General features: G+C 66.8%; 15 protein-coding genes and 1 other RNA gene. 7 read left to right on the plus strand and 9 right to left on the minus strand.

Going from position 1 to position 16,284, the window contains the following annotated elements; all coding sequences use genetic code 11:
- Positions 1 to 83 precede the first annotated feature (83 nt).
- The gene (locus ACILR9_RS27470) at positions 84 to 611 is read left to right on the plus strand and encodes a hypothetical protein (RefSeq protein WP_395713166.1); all 528 of its coding nucleotides are present in this window, start codon (positions 84 to 86) and stop codon (positions 609 to 611) included.
- Positions 612 to 928: 317 nt separating this feature from the next.
- Here ACILR9_RS27470 and ACILR9_RS27475 read toward each other — a convergent pair whose 3' ends face one another.
- From ACILR9_RS27475 to miaA, 4 genes are all read right to left on the minus strand, one after another.
- Positions 929 to 1,159, minus strand: coding sequence for a hypothetical protein (locus ACILR9_RS27475; protein ID WP_395713167.1), 231 nt, complete (start codon positions 1,157 to 1,159; stop codon positions 929 to 931).
- A 17-nt stretch (positions 1,160 to 1,176) separates the two neighbouring features.
- Positions 1,177 to 1,689 (minus strand): acetolactate synthase small subunit, encoded by a 513-nt coding sequence (gene ilvN / locus ACILR9_RS27480; RefSeq protein ID WP_395713168.1) that lies wholly within the window; start codon positions 1,687 to 1,689, stop codon positions 1,177 to 1,179.
- Positions 1,686 to 3,455 (minus strand): acetolactate synthase 3 large subunit, encoded by a 1,770-nt coding sequence (locus tag ACILR9_RS27485; protein ID WP_395713169.1) that lies wholly within the window; start codon positions 3,453 to 3,455, stop codon positions 1,686 to 1,688. The genes ilvN and ACILR9_RS27485 overlap by 4 nt, the downstream gene beginning before the upstream one ends.
- A gap of 114 nt (positions 3,456 to 3,569) precedes the next feature.
- The gene (miaA, locus tag ACILR9_RS27490; protein ID WP_395713170.1) at positions 3,570 to 4,631 is read right to left on the minus strand and encodes a tRNA (adenosine(37)-N6)-dimethylallyltransferase MiaA; all 1,062 of its coding nucleotides are present in this window, start codon (positions 4,629 to 4,631) and stop codon (positions 3,570 to 3,572) included.
- A 146-nt stretch (positions 4,632 to 4,777) separates the two neighbouring features.
- On the opposite strand from miaA, the gene serB reads away from it, so the two are divergent.
- From serB to nagA, 4 genes are all read left to right on the plus strand, one after another.
- The gene (gene serB / locus ACILR9_RS27495) at positions 4,778 to 5,671 is read left to right on the plus strand and encodes a phosphoserine phosphatase SerB (RefSeq protein ID WP_395713171.1); all 894 of its coding nucleotides are present in this window, start codon (positions 4,778 to 4,780) and stop codon (positions 5,669 to 5,671) included.
- Positions 5,668 to 6,672, plus strand: coding sequence for an NADP-dependent oxidoreductase (locus ACILR9_RS27500; protein ID WP_395713172.1), 1,005 nt, complete (start codon positions 5,668 to 5,670; stop codon positions 6,670 to 6,672). Before serB ends, ACILR9_RS27500 begins: the two co-directional genes overlap by 4 nt.
- A 180-nt stretch (positions 6,673 to 6,852) precedes the next feature.
- Positions 6,853 to 7,725, plus strand: a complete 873-nt coding sequence (locus ACILR9_RS27505) for a BadF/BadG/BcrA/BcrD ATPase family protein (protein WP_395713173.1) — start codon at positions 6,853 to 6,855, stop codon at positions 7,723 to 7,725.
- Positions 7,722 to 8,876: an N-acetylglucosamine-6-phosphate deacetylase gene (gene nagA, locus ACILR9_RS27510; RefSeq protein WP_395713174.1), complete on the plus strand. Its 1,155-nt coding sequence runs from the start codon at positions 7,722 to 7,724 to the stop codon at positions 8,874 to 8,876. Before ACILR9_RS27505 ends, nagA begins: the two co-directional genes overlap by 4 nt.
- Before the next feature lie 194 nt (positions 8,877 to 9,070).
- Here the strand turns inward: nagA and ACILR9_RS27515 are convergent, their stop codons facing one another.
- The 3 genes from ACILR9_RS27515 to hflK form a co-directional block, all read right to left on the minus strand.
- Complete coding sequence (locus ACILR9_RS27515; protein ID WP_395713175.1) at positions 9,071 to 10,531, minus strand: DegQ family serine endoprotease; 1,461 nt, start codon at positions 10,529 to 10,531, stop codon at positions 9,071 to 9,073.
- Between the two features lie 386 nt (positions 10,532 to 10,917).
- Positions 10,918 to 11,805, minus strand: coding sequence for a protease modulator HflC (gene hflC, locus ACILR9_RS27520; protein WP_395713176.1), 888 nt, complete (start codon positions 11,803 to 11,805; stop codon positions 10,918 to 10,920).
- Complete coding sequence (hflK, locus tag ACILR9_RS27525) at positions 11,802 to 12,998, minus strand: FtsH protease activity modulator HflK (RefSeq protein ID WP_395713177.1); 1,197 nt, start codon at positions 12,996 to 12,998, stop codon at positions 11,802 to 11,804. The genes hflC and hflK overlap by 4 nt, the downstream gene beginning before the upstream one ends.
- A gap of 135 nt (positions 12,999 to 13,133) precedes the next feature.
- On the opposite strand from hflK, the gene apbC reads away from it, so the two are divergent.
- Entirely contained in the window at positions 13,134 to 14,285 is a 1,152-nt protein-coding gene (apbC, locus tag ACILR9_RS27530; protein WP_395713178.1) for an iron-sulfur cluster carrier protein ApbC, read from the plus strand.
- 81 nt (positions 14,286 to 14,366) lie between these two features.
- On the opposite strand, the gene ACILR9_RS27535 is transcribed toward apbC, so the two are convergent.
- Both ACILR9_RS27535 and thyX read right to left on the minus strand, forming a co-directional pair.
- On the minus strand, positions 14,367 to 14,930 hold the full coding sequence (locus tag ACILR9_RS27535) for a GNAT family N-acetyltransferase (protein ID WP_395713179.1): 564 nt from the start codon (positions 14,928 to 14,930) through the stop codon (positions 14,367 to 14,369).
- Complete coding sequence (gene thyX / locus ACILR9_RS27540; protein WP_395713180.1) at positions 14,923 to 15,858, minus strand: FAD-dependent thymidylate synthase; 936 nt, start codon at positions 15,856 to 15,858, stop codon at positions 14,923 to 14,925. Before thyX ends, ACILR9_RS27535 begins: the two co-directional genes overlap by 8 nt.
- Before the next feature lie 240 nt (positions 15,859 to 16,098).
- Here thyX and ssrA point away from each other — a divergent pair.
- Positions 16,099 to 16,284, plus strand: a transfer-messenger RNA (tmRNA) gene (ssrA, locus tag ACILR9_RS27545); the annotation flags it as partial.

Below are 16,284 nucleotides of genomic sequence, written 5' to 3' on the forward strand. Positions count from 1 at the left end.
CGATCTCTATTTCCTGCTAAGAACGCGGGTTTACTAGACAACCCGGCCCTCAAAGACCAGCCTCGATTCAGGAGCTTCCGCCCGTGTCCACCTTCCGTTCCGTGCTCGCTGTCGCGACTGCCGTCCTTGCCGTCGCCGCCTGCACGCCACCCGATGAAGCGGCGCCGACCGGCCCAGCGGTGCCGAGGCCTCAGCTCCAAGCCTCGATAGACAATTCGACCCCGGACGAGGCGATGCGCGGCATGAGCAACAAGACCTGGCTGTGGACGCGAGGAGACGGCCCGGCGCAGATCCACTACTCGACGCCGGACGGCCGCGACTACGCTTGGCTGGTCGGCCAGCGGCAGATCGCCCAGGGCCAGTGGCAGGTCAACACGGCGCCCGGCGCCGGTGGCCGGATGATCACCCAGATCTGCCTGCGCTACCCGGGCAGCTACCTGCCGGGGCTGGGTGCCGGCTGGACCTGCCGAGAGGCCGGCACGATGTTCTACCAAATGACCGAGCGCGAGGCCGGCGACCCGCTGCGCATCAACGGCCGCAGCGAGGCCCTGTTCGTCCTCGACCGCCCGCCCGCCTCGCTGGCCGAGGTACAGTCGAGGGTAAGGGGCTGATCATGCTCCTCCCCTCGTCATACGAGGGGAGGTGTCCGCGTCTTTGCGGACGGAGGGGTCATGAGCCACGAGTCGATGACTCGCCAAACCATCACTCATGGCCCCTGACCCCTCCGTCGCGCATGACGCGACACCTCCCCAGCGAAGCTGGGGAGGAGGATGAGGAACGCGCGCCCCTTGTTCCTCCCTAGCTCCGCTGGGGAGGTGTCGGCGTAATCGCCGACGGAGGGGTCAGAGGCCCCAGTCCCGCTGCTCATGACCCCTTCGTCCGCAATTGCGCGGACACCTCCCCAACTTCGTTTGGGAGGCGAAGAATCCTACGGTTCCCCCACCGCCAAACGCAGGCCCAGCAGGCCGAGCACGCCGCCCATGGCGCGGTCGAGCCATCGCTTGGCGCGGAGATAGAAGGCGCGCGCCGCTCCGCCGGAGAACAGGAGCGCCAGCAGGGCGAACCAGGCGAACTCGTTCAGCGCAACGATCGCGAGCACTGTCGCGTCCATCCACGCCGGCGTGTCCTGCGGCAGCAGCAGGACGACGACGGGCTCCATGCCTGGCCCGCCGGTCTCTAGAGCGCCTCGCCGCCGCGCGACATGGCGACGATGCCGGTGCGTCCGACATCGACCAGGCCGAGACTCTCCATCAGGCCGATGAAGGTCTGCACCTTCTCGGTATTGCCGGTGACCTCGAAGACGAACGAATCGGTCTTGGCGTCGATCACCTTGGCGCGGAACACGTCGGCCAGCCTGAGCGCCTCGACGCGCCTGTCGCCGGTGCCGCGCACCTTGACCAGCGCCAGCTCGCGCTCGATGTGCGGGCCCTCGACGGTGAGGTCGCGCACCTTGTGGACCGGCACCAGGCGATCGAGCTGCGCCTTGATCTGCTCGATCACCATCGGCGTGCCGGTGGTCACGATGGTGATGCGCGACAGGTTCTCGCGCGCATTGGTCTCCGCGACCGTCAGGCTCTCGATGTTGTAGCCGCGCCCGGAGAACAGGCCGACCACGCGGGCCAGGATGCCGGGCTCGTTGTCGACCAGAACGGAGATGGTATGGCTCGAAGCCGTCTGCAGCGAGCTCACACCAGCACCATGCCTTCCTCCGACACCGGCTTCTGCGCCTTGTCGTCGGGACCGAGCAGCATATCGTAGTGCGCCGCGCCGGACGGAATCATCGGGAAGCAGTTCTCCGCCTTGTCGACCAGGACGTCGACGATGACGGGCTGCTTGGTCTCGATCATCTGGCGGATCGTGTCGTCGAGCTTGGCCGGCTCGTGGCAGCGCAGGCCGACGGCACCGAACGCCTCGGCCAGCTTCACGAAGTCGGGCAGCGATTCCATGTAGCTCTCGGAATAGCGGCCGCCATGCAGCAGCTCCTGCCACTGCCGCACCATGCCCATGTACTGGTTGTTCAGGATGAAGATCTTCACCGGCAGGCGATACTGCGCCACCGTCGAGAGTTCCTGGATGTTCATCATGATCGAGGCTTCGCCGGCGACGTCGATCACCAGCGCCTCGGGGTGCGCGATCTGCACGCCCATGGCGGCCGGAAAGCCGTAACCCATGGTGCCGAGCCCGCCCGAGGTCATCCAGCGGTTGGGCTGCTCGAACTTGAGGAACTGCGCCGCCCACATCTGGTGCTGGCCGACCTCGGTGGTGATGTAGTGGTCGCGATCCTTGATGTGGTGATAGAGCCGCTCGAGCGCGTATTGCGGCTTGATGGTCTCGTTGTCCTGTTTGTAGGCGAGGCAGTTGCGCCCGCGCCAGCCGTCGATCTCGGTCCACCATGCCTTGATCGCCTTGGTGTCGATCTTCGGCTGCTTGGCCTTCCAGACGCGGATCAGCTCCTGGAGGACGAGGCCGGCGTCGCCGACGATCGGCAGGTCGACATGCACGTTCTTGTTGATCGAGCTGGGATCGATGTCGACATGGATCTTCTTGGAGCGCGGCGAGAACTCGGCGAGCTTGCCGGTGATGCGGTCGTCGAAGCGCGCGCCGATGTTGATCAGCACGTCGCAATTGTACATTGCGAGGTTGGCCTCGTAGGTGCCGTGCATGCCCAGCATGCCGACGAACTGCTTGTCCGATGCCGGGAACGTACCCAGCCCCATCAACGTGTTGGTGATCGGAAAGCCCGTCATGTGAACGAGCTGGGTCAGCAGCTTGGAGGCTTTGGGGCCGGCATTGATGACGCCGCCCCCGGTATAGAAGATCGGCCGCTTGGCGGCCGCGATCATGGCAACCGCCTGGTCGATGCGACCGGCATCGGGCTTGACCTGCGGACGGTAGCTCTTGTGCTGGACCGGCATCTTGGGCGCCACGTAGTCGTGCTTGTTCATCAGCACGTCCTTGGGCAGGTCGATCACCACCGGGCCGGGCCGGCCGGAGCGCGCCACGTAGAAGGCCTCATGCACGGTGCGGGCGAGATCGCCGACCGCCTTCACCAGGTAGTTGTGCTTGGTGCAGGGCCGGGTGATGCCCGTGGTGTCGGCTTCCTGGAAGGCATCGTTGCCGATCAGATGGGTCGGCACCTGGCCGGTCAGGCAGACGATCGGCACCGAATCCATCAGCGCATCGGTGAGGCCGGTCACCGCATTGGTGGCGCCGGGACCGGACGTGACCAGCACCACGCCGACCTTGCCGGTCGATCGGGCATAACCCTCTGCGGCATGCACTGCCGCCTGCTCATGGCGCACCAGGATGTGACGAAGCCGGTTCTGCTTGAAGATCGAATCGTAGATCGGAAGGACCGCGCCGCCCGGATAGCCGAAGACGACCTCGACTTCCTCGTCGATCAGGGCTTTCACCAACAGATCGGCGCCGGTCGTGGCGGACTCCTCGGGCTTCATGACACGAACCTCCTCAATGACAAATGTGCCGCAAAACACGGGTGTTTGCGGCGGGGCGGAACCTATAGGCCGAACCAGAGAGGGTCAACCGAAAACGGCACGAAACGTAAAGTTTCAGGCCCCTGAATTGGTCAAAAATTTCTCAACCGTGTCCACATCCGGGGCCGGTGGTACCTCCAATACCAAATGTGGTGCCATCTGATGGCGAATCCACGTCATCTGGCGCTTGGCATACTGGCGGGTATGATCAATGGCGATACGCCGCGCATCGTCGAGCGTCAGCGCGCCGCGGAAGTGGGCAAACAGCTCCGGCGCGCCGTGCGCCTTGAGGCCGGGCCATCGAGGATCAGGGGACGTGTCGAACACCGCCCTCACTTCGGGCAGCACGCCGCCCGCGAGCATCGCATCGAAGCGCGTGGCGATGCGATCGCGCAGCCATGCCCTCTGCGGCGCCAGCACGATCGTGACAAAGCGCCAGGGCGCAGGCTCGCCGTGCGGGGCCTCGGCCTGCCAGGCGCTGATCGGCCGGCCGGTCGCCAGCCAGACCTCCCAGGCGCGGACATGGCGCTGGCGATCACCGGGCTCGAGGCGGGCGACCACTTCGGGGTCGTGCTCGGCGAGCCTGATGCGAAAGGCATCGGCTCCCATAGCCTGCCAGTCGGCATTGGCCTGCTCGCGCAGCTCGGCCGGCGCCTCGGGAATGGCGGCGATCCCCTGCATCAGCGTGCGGAGGTAGAGCCCCGAACCGCCACACAGGACAGGTGTCCGAGCTTCGCCAAAACAGCGCTCGATCTCGGCGCTGGCGAGGGCGCGCCAGCGCGCCGCCGACAAGGCCTCGCTCAAGGGCAGCACGCCATAGAGCACATGCGGAACACGGGCGCGTTCCGCCGCCGTCGGTTGCGCGGTCAACATGGGAAAGGCGTTGTAGGTCTGCATCGCGTCGGCATTGATCACCGTACCGCGCAGCCATTCGGCCAAGGCGAGCGCCAGCGCCGACTTGCCGCTGGCTGTCGGACCGGTGACGACGATGACGCGCTGTTCCGCCATGGCGGGCGAACTTCTTGCAAATCGAGGATGCCGCCGCCAGTGCGATTCCCATTCTCCTCCCCAGCTTCGCTGGGGAGGTGTCCGCGTAATCGCGGACGGAGGGGTCATAAGCCATGATTCGAGATTCATGCTTCGTGACTCACGACCCCTCCGTCGCCGTATGACGGCGACACCTCCCCAGCGAAGCTGGGGAGGAGAAGGAGAAGACCGCCACGTTCGCTGAGATTACGCCGCCTTTAGTGGCGCACTCCCGGCGCATGCGGTAGAGGCGAAGCGTGCAGAATGTCCTCGTCCTGATCTCCAGCCCCGCCCATCCGGCGCTCAATGACGGCGCGGTCAGCGCCGCAGCCGACGTCCTGCGCGCCCGCGGCGCCACGGTCGGCACGCCCGATTGGCTGGCGCCCGAGATCGCCTGCGATCTGCCGTTCGACGGCCCACTCGAAGGGCCGGGCGGCAGCGTCTCTATGACCGCAATCGACGCCGTCGTGGTCCCGACCACCGGCAGACGCAAGAAGCTGCTCGTCGCCGACATGGAATCGACCATGATCGAGAACGAGATGCTGGACGAGCTCGCAGACTTCCTCGGCCTGCGCGAGCGCATCGCCGCCATCACGGCGCGGGCGATGAACGGCGAGATCGATTTTGCCGGCGCGCTCGCCGAACGCGTCGGCCTGCTGAAGGGACTGCCGGTCGCGAAGCTCGACGAGGCTGCAAAGCGCATCCGCTACATGCCGGGCGGCGCCACGCTGGTGGCGACCATGAAGAAGCACGGCGCGCACTGCGCCCTGGTGTCGGGCGGCTTCACCTGTTTCACCAACCTGGTGAAGCGGGCGCTGGGCTTCGAGCTCGATGTCGCCAACGTGCTCGAGCACGACGGAAGCGTGCTCGCCGGCACGGCCGCGAACCCCATCCTCGGCAAGGAAGCCAAGCTCGCGACCTTGCAGCGCCTCGCCGCAGAGCACGGCCTTTCTGCCGCAGACGCGGTGGGCGTGGGTGATGGCGCCAACGATCTGCCGATGCTGAAGCAGGCGGGCCTGGGCGTCGCGTTCCACGCCAAGCCGGCCGTCGCGGCCGCGGTGTGCGCGCGCATCGACCATGGCGATCTCACCGCCCTGCTCTATCTCCAGGGCTATCGCCTGAGCGACTTCGTCGAAAGGAAAGATCCATGACCGAGGCCCTCCAGATCGTCCTCGCCAAGCGCCCCACGGGCGACGTGACACCCGACTGCTTCCGCCAGGAGACCGTCGCTCTGCCGGCCCTGGGCGACGGCCAGATCCTGGTGAAGCAACGCTTCCTGTCGCTCGATCCCTACATGCGCCCGCGCATGACCGAGCTGCGCTCCTACACGCCGCCATTCGAGCTCGACAAGCCGCTGACCGGCGGCTCGGTCGGCGAGGTGGTCGAGTCGAAGAACCCGCGCTTCGCCAAGGGCGACGCGGTCATCGGCATGCTGAACTGGGCGACCCACACGCTCCACGACGGCAAGGGCCTGCGCAAGATCGAGCCCGGCCCGGCGCCGCTGTCGGCCCATCTCGGCGTGCTCGGCATGCCGAGCTTCACCGCCTGGTATGGCATGCGCCACATCTGCAAGCCCAAGGCCGGCGAGACGGTGTTCGTGTCGGCGGCGACCGGCGCGGTCGGCCAGGTGGCCGGCCAGCTCGCCAAGCTCGCCGGCGCCAAGGTGGTGGGCTGCGCCGGCGGCGACGACAAGTGCAGCTGGGCGGTGCGCGAGGCAGGCTACGATGCCTGCTTCAACCATCGCAGCGAAGGCGATTACGGCGCCGTGCTCGACAAGCTCTGCCCGCAGGGCATCGACGCCGACTTCGAGAATGTCGGCGGCAAGATCTTCCATGCGGTATTCGCGCGGCTCAACAATTTCGGACGCGTCGCCTTCTGCGGCGCTATCTCGGAGTACCAGGACCAGGCGCCGATGGCCGGCCCGACGAAGATGTTCACCATCGTCCAGCGCCGCCTCACCCTGCAGGGCTTCATCGTCTCCGATCACGTCGCGCTGATGGGCGAGTTCGTGAACGAGGTCGGCGCGCTCCTGAAGGACGGCAAGCTCAAGAGCCGCGAGACGGTGGTCGACGGGCTGACGCGCGCGCCGGACGCCTTCCTCGGCCTGCTGAAGGGCGAGAATTTCGGCAAGCTGGTGGTCAAGATCGCCTAGCGCACCACCACCGGCACCGCCCATGCTCTGACGAAAGAAATAGCCACAGATGAACACAGATGAACACGGATGCATGACGTGAACCGACCTAGCCGGCCGGCCAATCAAGCATCCGTGTTCATCTGTGTTCATCTGTAGCTAAGAATCGAACGAAACTAGCGCACCCGACCGGCGACTACAGTGGCAGGCACGCTCTTCCTCGGCATCGACGCCGGCGGCACCCACTGCCGGGCACGGCTCGTCGATGGTGACGGCAAGATCCTGGGCAACGGCCAGTCCGGGCCTGCCAACCTGACGCTTGGCGCCGCACGGGCACACGAATCCATCCTGGCGGCGAGCATCGCCGCCTTCGCTGGAGCGGGGCTTGCCCGGTCGGCGTTCCGCCGCACCCATCTCGCGATTGGCGCCGCCGGCGCCGACGACCCGGCCGCCGTCGAAGCGCTTCGCGCTCAGCCCCTTCCCTTCGCATCCGTCACCATCCGCAGCGACGCGGTGACCGCCTGCATTGGCGCCCACGGCGACGACGACGGGGGCTTGCTCATCGTCGGGACGGGGAGCCAGGGCATCGTCCGTCACAAGGGCCGCTTTTTCCGCGTCGGCGGCTGGGGCTTCATGCTGTCGGATCACGGTTCGGCTGCCGTGCTCGGGCACGCTGCGGCGCGCCACGCCTTGGCCGCGCACGAGGGTACGGTGGCAGCCACGACGCTCAGCCGTCGCATCATGCGCCGGTTCGGCAACTCACCGGTACGGATGCTCGCCTGGTCGCGCACGACGACACCCAGCGATTGGGGCAGCTTTTCACCGCTGGTGTTCACCTGCGCCGAAGCGGGCGACGCGGTAGCACAGCAGCTGGTCGACGATGCGGTCGGCGATGTCACACGCCTGCTCGACCGTATGGTTGCACTCGGCGCTGAGCGCATCGTCCTGGCGGGCGGCCTGGCCGAGCGCTACGCCGACCACCTGCCACGACGTCTGACGCGCCGGCTTGTGCCGGCCAGGCACGATGCCCTGGCGGGAGCCATCGACCTCGCCCGCGCGGCGGCGCGCGCGTGATGCCGATCACCGCCCTCTCCGGCGCCCGAATCTTCGACGGTGATCGCTGGCACGACGACGAGTCGGCCATCCTGATCGGCGATGGCCACATCCTCGACATCGTGGCCCGCCACGCCGTGCCGGCCGATGCCGCGATCGAACGCGTCGAGGGCGGCATGCTGGCGCCGGGCTTCCTCGATGCCCAGGTGAACGGCGGCGGAGGCGTGGCGCTGAACGAGTCACCGACCGCCGAGACGATGAACCGGATCGCTGCCGCCCATAGGAGGTTCGGGACCTGCCGCCTGCTGCCGACCCTGGTGACTGCTCCGCCCGAGGTCACCGCAGCCGCCCTGGCCGCAGCGCCCGGTGCCGGTCCGGCAATCGTCGGTCTTCATCTCGAAGGACCGCACCTCGATCCGGTGCGCCAGGGCGTCCATGACGGCCGGCTGATGCGACGGCTGAGCGAGGCCGACATCGATCGCCTGCTGGCCGCCGACGTCGGACGCATGCTGCTGACGATTGCCCCCGAGCAGGCCGAGCCCGCCCAGGTGCGTCGCCTCGTCGAGGGCGGCGCGATCGTGAGCCTCGGCCACTCCGACGCGACGTACGAGCTGGTGACGGCGATGATCGATGCCGGCGCGAGCGGCATCACCCACCTGTTCAACGCCATGAGCCCGCTGCAGAACCGCGCCGCCGGCTTGGTTGGCGCCGCCCTCGAGGGAGGCTCGGTATGGTGCGGTGTCATCGCCGACGGCATCCACGTCGCGCCGGCCGTGCTGCGAATCGCCCTGCGCGCCAAGCGCCCGCCGGGACGCCTCTTCCTGGTGACCGACGCCATGCCGAGCGTCGGCACGAGCGCGACCTCGTTCACATTCGGCGGCCGGACCGTGCAGCGCGAGGGCAATCGCCTGACCTGGACCGGAGACAGCGGCGAGCCGGTGCTGGCCGGCGCGCATCTCGACATGGCCTCGGCGCTGAGACTTTGCGTCGATGAGCTGGAGGTGCCGCTGGACGAGGCGCTGCGCATGGCCGCGCTCTACCCGGCGAAGTTCCTGAAGCTCGACGACCGCCACGGCCGCCTCGCATCAGGCTATGCCGCCGACGTCGTCCATCTCGACACGACGCTCCAGGTGCAACGGACCTGGGTCGGCGGCGTCAGCGACACGACATGACGCTCAACGAAGTTAGGGAGGAGAAGGGAGAGCGCCACTCACGTTCTTGTTCCTCCCCAGCTCTGCTGGGGAGGTGTCGCATCATACGCGACGGAGGGGTCATGAGCGTCAGTCGCGATGCTCATGACCCTCCGTCTCGGATTGCCGAGACACCACCCCACGCAAGCGTGGGGCGGAGAATGGAGAGTGCCGCCCTATTTCGTCAGCCTCAGTGCCGCGAACCGCGGGTCGCCCTGGCGTTCGACGAACAGCAGGACCGAGCGCTTCTTGGCCTGCTGCAGCTTGCCGACGAGGTCGGCGATCTCCTGCGGCGAGGAGACCGGCTTCTGGTCGACCTCGAGGATGACGTCTCCCGCCTGCAGCTGCTTTTCTGCCGCCGGGCTGTTGGGCGCCACCTTGGTGATGACCACGCCCTTGACCTGGTCGGACAGGCCGTACTTCTCGCGCAGCTGGTCGGTGGCCTTCTGCAGCGTCAGGCCGAGCTGCTCGACACTCGAGGCAACCGGCTGGTCGGGCTCGGGCGACTTCTTGCCGTCGCTGCCCTTCTGGGCCGAGGCATTCTGCTTCTCCGCCTCTTCCTGCTCGCCGACCCTGAGCTTCAGCGCCACTTCCTTGCCGCCGCGCCACACCACGACATCGACCGTGCTGCCGACCCGGGCGTTGGCGACCTGACGCGGGAAGCGGCGGAGGTCGAGGACGTCCTGGCCCGCGAAGCTGATGATGATGTCGTTGCGCTTGAGACCGGCCTTGGCGGCCGGGCCGTCAGCCACGATGTTGGCGACCAGCACGCCGCGTGCCCGATCGAGGCCGAACGAGTCGGCGATGTCGTCGGTGACGCTCTGGTAGCTGACGCCGACCCAGCCGCGCTTGACCTTGCCGAACTCGCGCAGCTGGTCGGCGACCTGCTTGACGATGTTGGACGGGATCGAGAAGGCGAGACCGGCATTGGTGCCCGACGGCGAGTAGATCGCCGTGTTCACGCCAATCACCTCTCCGTCGGCGTTGTACAGCGGACCGCCGGAGTTGCCCTTGTTGATGGCCGCGTCGGTCTGCAGGTAGTCGTCGAGCGAATCGTTCAGCGAACGACCCCGCGCGGAGATGATGCCGGCGGTGACCGAATGGCCGAGACCGAACGGATTGCCGATGGCGATCACCCAGTCACCAACCCGCATCTTGTCCGAATCGCCGAACTTCACCGCCGGCAGCGGCTTCTTGTTCGGCGGCTCGACCTTGAGGAGCGCGAGGTCGACCCGGCTGTCCGAGCCGACCAGCTTGGCCTTGAGCTGGGTGTCGTCGCGGAAGATGACGGTGATGTCCTCGGCGCCCTGGATCACGTGATTGTTGGTGATGATGTAGCCTTCACCGTCGATCACAAAGCCCGAGCCGAGCGACGTGCCCCGCCGCTTCTGCTGTTCTTCGCCGCCACCGCGCTTGTCGAAGAATTCCTTGAACAATTCCTCGAACGGCGAGCCGGGGGGCAGCTGCGGCGTGTCGCGCAGCCGCGGGCCCTGCTGGGGCGCGTTCTGGGTCGTGGTGATGTTGACGACGGTCGGCATGAGCCTGTCGACCAGGTCGGCGAAGCTTTGCGTCGCCGACTGATCCTTCGCCCATGCCGGCTGGGCCAGCGCCAGACCGACGCAAGCCACCGCGGCCATGGCCGCACTTCTCCAATATCCACTAAAATCTGTGAGAATCACGTCCGACCTCCAACGGCGCTGAGGCCCAAAATGGTCGGTACGGCCGGCGCCGCGCGTTAGAGTTACTGTCTACATGGCCGCCGATTGTGGCGCAAATAAAGAGGCCGAATTGTTGCTGATTGTTGCAGACATTTCGGCCTCTCGCCGCGATTGGCCGGAAGGCGTTGCATGGCTGCCACAGGCCGCTCCTGTTCCTCCCCAGCGAAGCTGGGGAGGTGTCGCCATCATGCGGCGACGGAGGGGTCATGGGCCTCCTCGCGTTGCTCATGACCCCTCCGCCCCCGATGACGGGGGCACCTCCCCAAGCGTAGCTTGGGGAGGAGAATGAGCGCGCGCGGGCGCGATCACTTCTTCGTGGCCGCTCCCGCCGGAGGCTCGTTGAAGTAGCGGAAGAAATCAGTGTCGGGGTTCAGGATCATGGTCGACCCGCCACTGCTGAAGGCCTGTTTGTAGGCATCCATCCGCCGGTAGAAGGCATAGAAATCCTTGTCCTTGTCGAACGCCTGGGCATAGATCTTGGTCGCTTCGGCGTCGGCCTCGCCCGCCAGCACCTGCGCCTTGAGGCCGGCGTCGGCCTTGATGACCGCGACCTCGCGGTCGGCCGTGGCGGTGATGCGCGCCTTCTCCTCGTCGCCTTCGGCGCGCAGCTGACCGGCCTCGCGCTCGCGGTCGGTCTTCATGCGGTTGTAGACCGACTGCGAGTTGGCCTGCGGCAAGTCCGCACGCTTGATGCGCACGTCGACCGTATCAACGCCGAGCTCCTTGGTCTTGCCGTTCACCCGGCGGGTGATCTCCTCCATCAGGTTGGCGCGCTGGTCGGTCAGGATCGCATGCAGGGGCACCGAGCTCAGCACGCCGCGGATCTCCGAGTTGATCAGTGAATCGAGCAGGCCGCGCAGGGCCGGCTCGCCGCCCGGGACGGTCTGGGCGTAGGTCTTGGCGTTGGTGATCTTGTAGCGCGCGTAGGCATCGACCACGAGGCGCTTCTGGTCGCCGGCGATGATCTCGAATTCCTCGGCCTCGTAGTCGAGCAGGCGGCGGTCGATGCGCTGGATGTCCTGGATCAGCGGCACCTTGGCGTAGAGGCCGGGCTCGGTCTTGGGGTTGCCGACAATGGCACCGAACTGGCGGACCAGCACCTGCTTCGTCGGATCGACGGTGTAGAAGGTCTGTGTCAGCAGAAAGATGACGACAGCCAGACCAACCAGGATGGCGATGGCACGGTTGGTCATCGGCTGCCTCCCTGGCCCTGCGCCGGCGCAGGCGTCGGCGTGCGCGGCGGCGCCGGTTGGCCCGTCCTGAATTCGGGCAGCGGCAGGTAGGGCAGGACGCCGGTGCCCGAGGTGTTCTTGTCGACCAGCACCTTGTTCACGTTGCGCAGCACCTCTTCCATCGTGTCGAGGTAGATGCGCTCGGTGGTGATGTCCTTGGCCTTGGCATACTGCTCGTAGACTTGGCTGAAGCGCTGGGCGTCACCGCTGGCCCGGGCGACGGTCTGCGCCTTGTAGGCCTCGCCGCGCTGGATGATGGCTTCGGCCTCGCCCTTCGCTCTGGGCAGAACCTGGTTGCGGTAGGTGTTGGCCTCGTTGATGCTTCTTTCCTTGTCGGCGCGCGCCGCCTGAACGTCGCGGAAGGCGGCGATCACCTCCTGCGGCGGGTCGACGCGCAGGAGCTGGACCTGGGAGATGCGCACGCCCAGGCCATAGTCATCGAGAATGCGCTGCAGCAGGTCCTTGGTATCCTGCTCGATGCGGCTGCGCCCTTCGGTCTGCGCGAACTGCAGGTTCGACTTGCCGATGATCTCACGCATCGCCGCCTCGGCGCCGGCCCGCACGTTCTCCTCGGGATTGCGCACGTCGAAGGCGTACCTGAACACGTCCTTGATCTGCCACAGCACGGCAAACTCGATGTCGACGATATTCTCGTCTCCGGTCAGCATCAGGTTCTCGGTCGAGGTCGGGCGCGGGCCGCGGGTGTACGGGGTTGGCCTGTCCTGGCCAGTGCGCGAGCCGATCACCGTGCGCCGCTGATCCTGGACGTTGACCACGACCACGTTTCCGATCGGTCCAGGCAGATTGTAGTGCAGGCCCGGCTCGACCGGCTTGCCGTAGGGCTTGCCGAACACCAGCTGGATGGCCTGCTGGTTGGGCTGGACCCGGAAGAAGCCGGTAAGCAGCCAGATCACGGCAGCCGCCAGCACGATCAGCGCGATCCCCTTGTAGGTGCCGAAGCCGCCGGGAATTAGGTTCTTCAGACGCTCCTGGCCCTTGCGGATGACGTCTTCCATATCGGGCGGCCGGCGCGAGCCGAACGGACCTCCGCCACCGCCGCCGCGATTGCCACCGCCGCCGCCCCACGGGCCGCCGCTGTTGCCACCGCCTCCGCCGCCGCCCCACGGGCCGCCACTATTGTTGTTCCAGGCCATCCTTCACCTCGGACCAGGGCTGCCCGCCCCGACGCATCATCGCTTTGCTTTCACGCCGGGCTGCATATATGTGACGGCAGCAACACCCGCAATCAAGCGGCGACAGAAAATTGCCAGCCGGCGGAAGCAAGCGACATGGCGGAAATCACCGAAGCGGCCATCCGCAAGGTTCTCGAAACGATCATCGATCCGGCAAGCGGCCGAAACGTCGTGGCAGCGGGCATGGTGGGCGGCATCGCCACCCGTGGCGGCCACGTCGCCATCACCCTTGACGTCGATCCGGCCCGCGGTACGGCGCTCGAGCCTCTGCGCCAGGCATGTGAGCAGGCGGTTCGCGCCCTGCCGGGCGTGCTGTCGGCGACCGCCGTCATGACGGCCGAGCGGCCGACGCCCGCGGCACCCGCCCCGCATGCCCACGGCCATGGTCATGGCCATGGCGCCGGCGCGCCTGGCTCCAAGACCACCGGCGGCGGCGGCCGCATCGACGTGCCCGGGGTCAAGCACATCATCGCCGTCGCGTCAGGCAAGGGCGGCGTCGGCAAGTCGACGACGGCGGTCAATCTGGCGCTCGGCCTGGCCGCCAACGGCGTCACCACCGGACTGCTCGATGCCGATATCTATGGTCCGTCGATGCCGCGCATGCTCGACGTCAAGGACAAACCCGAATCGATCGACGGCAAGGCGCTGAAGCCGATCGAGCGTTACGGGCTCAAGACCATGTCGATCGGCTACATCGTCAACGAGGACACGCCGATGATCTGGCGCGGCCCGATGGTGTCGAGCGCCCTCGAGCAGATGCTGCGCGACGTCCAATGGGGCGAGCTCGACGTGCTGGTCGTCGACATGCCGCCCGGCACGGGCGATGCGCAGCTGACGCTCGCTCAGCGTGTCGCGCTTGCCGGCGCGGTCATCGTCTCGACGCCGCAGGACATCGCCCTGGTCGATGCCCGCAAGGGCCTCAACATGTTTCGCAAGGTGGCGGTGCCGGTCCTGGGCTTTGTCGAGAACATGAGTTTCTACCTCTGCCCGCACTGCGGCGAGCGGGCCGAGATCTTCGGCCATGGCGGCGCCCGCGAGGAGGCCGAGAAGCTCGGCGTGCCGTTCCTGGGCGAGGTACCCTTGCACCTCGATATCCGTACGACGTCCGATTCAGGCCATCCCATCGTCGTCGCCCAGCCCGACAGCCCCTACGCGCAGATCTACCGCAACATCGCCGGCCGGGTCTGGAAGCAGCTGGCGGTCAACCAGCGCGGCCCGCGCGCCGCCCCGCGCATCGTGGTGCGCTAGAAACTCGGTGTGACGCTCTCGACGGCGAGGGGAAGCGAATGAGATGCGCGAGGGGACAATGCTGCGCTTGCGCGCAGCGCCTCAGCGCTTCCTGCGGCGGCCGGCGACTTTCTTTGACAGCGGCTTGCCGATCATGCCGTGCACGCCGATCATCGATCCGGCGACCAGCTCGAGCGCCAGGAAGCGGCGCTCCTCGACCCAGCCGGGAAGCTGGATGTTGAGGGCGAGGTCGCGGCGGAAACCGAACTGGTTGTAGTACTCGGGATCGCCGACCAGGATGATGCGGCTGTGGCCCAGCATGCGCGACTGCGCCATCGAGTGCCACATGAGCGCCTTGCCGTAGCCCAGCCCGCGCAGCTCGGGTGCGATGGCGAGCGGCCCCAGCAGGATGGCCGGCCAGCGCTCGTTGATCACGATCGGCCAGTTGCGGATCGAGGCCACCATGCGGCCCTTCTGGTCGATAGCGACGAAGCACAGCTCCTTGATCGGCGGCACGTCCTCGCGCAGGCGATAGACCGTCTTGTGATGACGATCCGGCCCGAAGGCTGCCTCGGTCATCGCCTCGACGGCGACGCTGTCACGCGGCCGCTCGCGCACCAAGCGCAGCCGGCCAGTGGAGAGGCCGATATCGCGCCCCCTAGCCAAGGCCGAGCGCCGCCACGAGCTCGCGCCATTCGCGCGGATTGAGCCCGCTCGACCTCTGATCGACCTTCTCGCCGGCGATCATGCGCTTGACGGCCGCGAGCCCGGTCTTCGAGAGCTGAGCGCCGCCCATGCGGTACTCCATGAAGGCGTCGTGGCAGTTCGGGCACCAGCGCCGCAGCGTGTCGATCATCACGTCGGCATAGGCGCGGATTTCGTACTGGGCGTGCGCGTCGGCGCGCAGCGACAGGAAATGCATCAGATTGTGCAGATTGGTCTTCCAGTACCATTGCGTATAGAAGCCGAGCGACAGGTTCATGCGCGCAAGCTCGCGCGCCAGACCGGAGCGTTCGGGGTCAAGCGGCTGGCCGTCCTCGCCCTCGTTCAGCATCTCCATGTAATGCGCGTACACGCGCTCGGCGTCCTGCCTCAGGAGATCGAACACGCGCTCGGCCTCCTTGCCGGCAAGCACCGCATCGCGGCCCTGGCGGTTCAGACGGCTCTGCGCGGCAAGGTGCTCGGGCTTGGGAATGTAGAATTCGTTGTCGAGGATCGAGTAGCGCGCCGAGTACTCGTTCACGTTGGCGGTGCGATGGCGGATCCACTGGCGGGCGACGAAGATCGGCAGCTTGACGTGGTACTTGATCTCGCACATCTCGAACGGCGTCGTGTGGCGATGCCGCATCAGGTAGTTGATCAGCCCGCGATCCTCGCTGACCTTCTTGGTGCCGCGGCCGTAGCTGACGCGCGCCGCCTGCACGACCGCCGCATCGTCGCCCATGTAGTCGACCACCCGCACGAAGCCGTGGTCGAGGACGGGCAGCGCCTGGAACAGGATCTCCTCGAGGGCGGGCGCGATCGGCCGCAGGGTAGCCTGCGCACCGGCGCGCGCCTGGTCGATTTCGGTCTGCTGGTCGGTCGAGAGAGGCATGGCGGCGATCCGTCTTTCTTTTGCCCTACTGTAGCGCCCGTCGTCGCAGTTCTGCCAACGCTCACTTGCCCACATGGGCCGGCGCGTCGGTAAAGATGGCGGCACGAGGCGATCGCCAGCTGTCTTTCGATCCCTTGCCGGATACCGGTAGACCACTCGATGCTCGTTGTTGATGGTCGAGACCACCAGCCGGAGTACGATCCTCGCAACAGCTATCCGGCAGCCACGAAGATCGATCTAAGCCTTCAAAAGGCCGCAACGAGCGCCTATATTGGCGATGTCGGGAAACCGACTATGGCGATAAACGCCGCGTGGCATAAGCGTTTCGGACCCGGGGGCAGTACCCGGCGCCTCCACCAATTTTCCTCCGCTCCTCGCGGGGCGGAGTCGATGGGGGCGAACCAGGATCGACGAGCGTGGTAAAGG

It is taken from the genome of Reyranella sp. (assembly GCF_044224635.1).
In the GTDB taxonomy this organism is placed as follows: Bacteria; Pseudomonadota; Alphaproteobacteria; order Reyranellales; family Reyranellaceae; genus Reyranella.

Bases quoted from the DNA above. Each gene is read 5' to 3' on its own strand.
- ACILR9_RS27475 (WP_395713167.1), bottom strand. From the start codon at position 1,159: ATGGAGCCCGTCGTCGTCCTGCTGCTGCCGCAGGACACGCCGGCGTGG.
- ACILR9_RS27485 (WP_395713169.1), bottom strand. From the start codon at position 3,455: ATGAAGCCCGAGGAGTCCGCCACGACCGGCGCCGATCTGTTGGTGAAA.
- miaA (WP_395713170.1), bottom strand. From the start codon at position 4,631: ATGAATCTCGAATCATGGCTTATGACCCCTCCGTCCGCGATTACGCGG.
- ACILR9_RS27500 (WP_395713172.1), top strand. From the start codon at position 5,668: ATGACCGAGGCCCTCCAGATCGTCCTCGCCAAGCGCCCCACGGGCGAC.
- ACILR9_RS27515 (WP_395713175.1), bottom strand. From the start codon at position 10,531: ATGGCCGCGGTGGCTTGCGTCGGTCTGGCGCTGGCCCAGCCGGCATGG.
- hflC (WP_395713176.1), bottom strand. From the start codon at position 11,805: ATGACCAACCGTGCCATCGCCATCCTGGTTGGTCTGGCTGTCGTCATC.
- hflK (WP_395713177.1), bottom strand. From the start codon at position 12,998: ATGGCCTGGAACAACAATAGTGGCGGCCCGTGGGGCGGCGGCGGAGGC.
- apbC (WP_395713178.1), top strand. From the start codon at position 13,134: ATGGCGGAAATCACCGAAGCGGCCATCCGCAAGGTTCTCGAAACGATC.
- thyX (WP_395713180.1), bottom strand. From the start codon at position 15,858: ATGCCTCTCTCGACCGACCAGCAGACCGAAATCGACCAGGCGCGCGCC.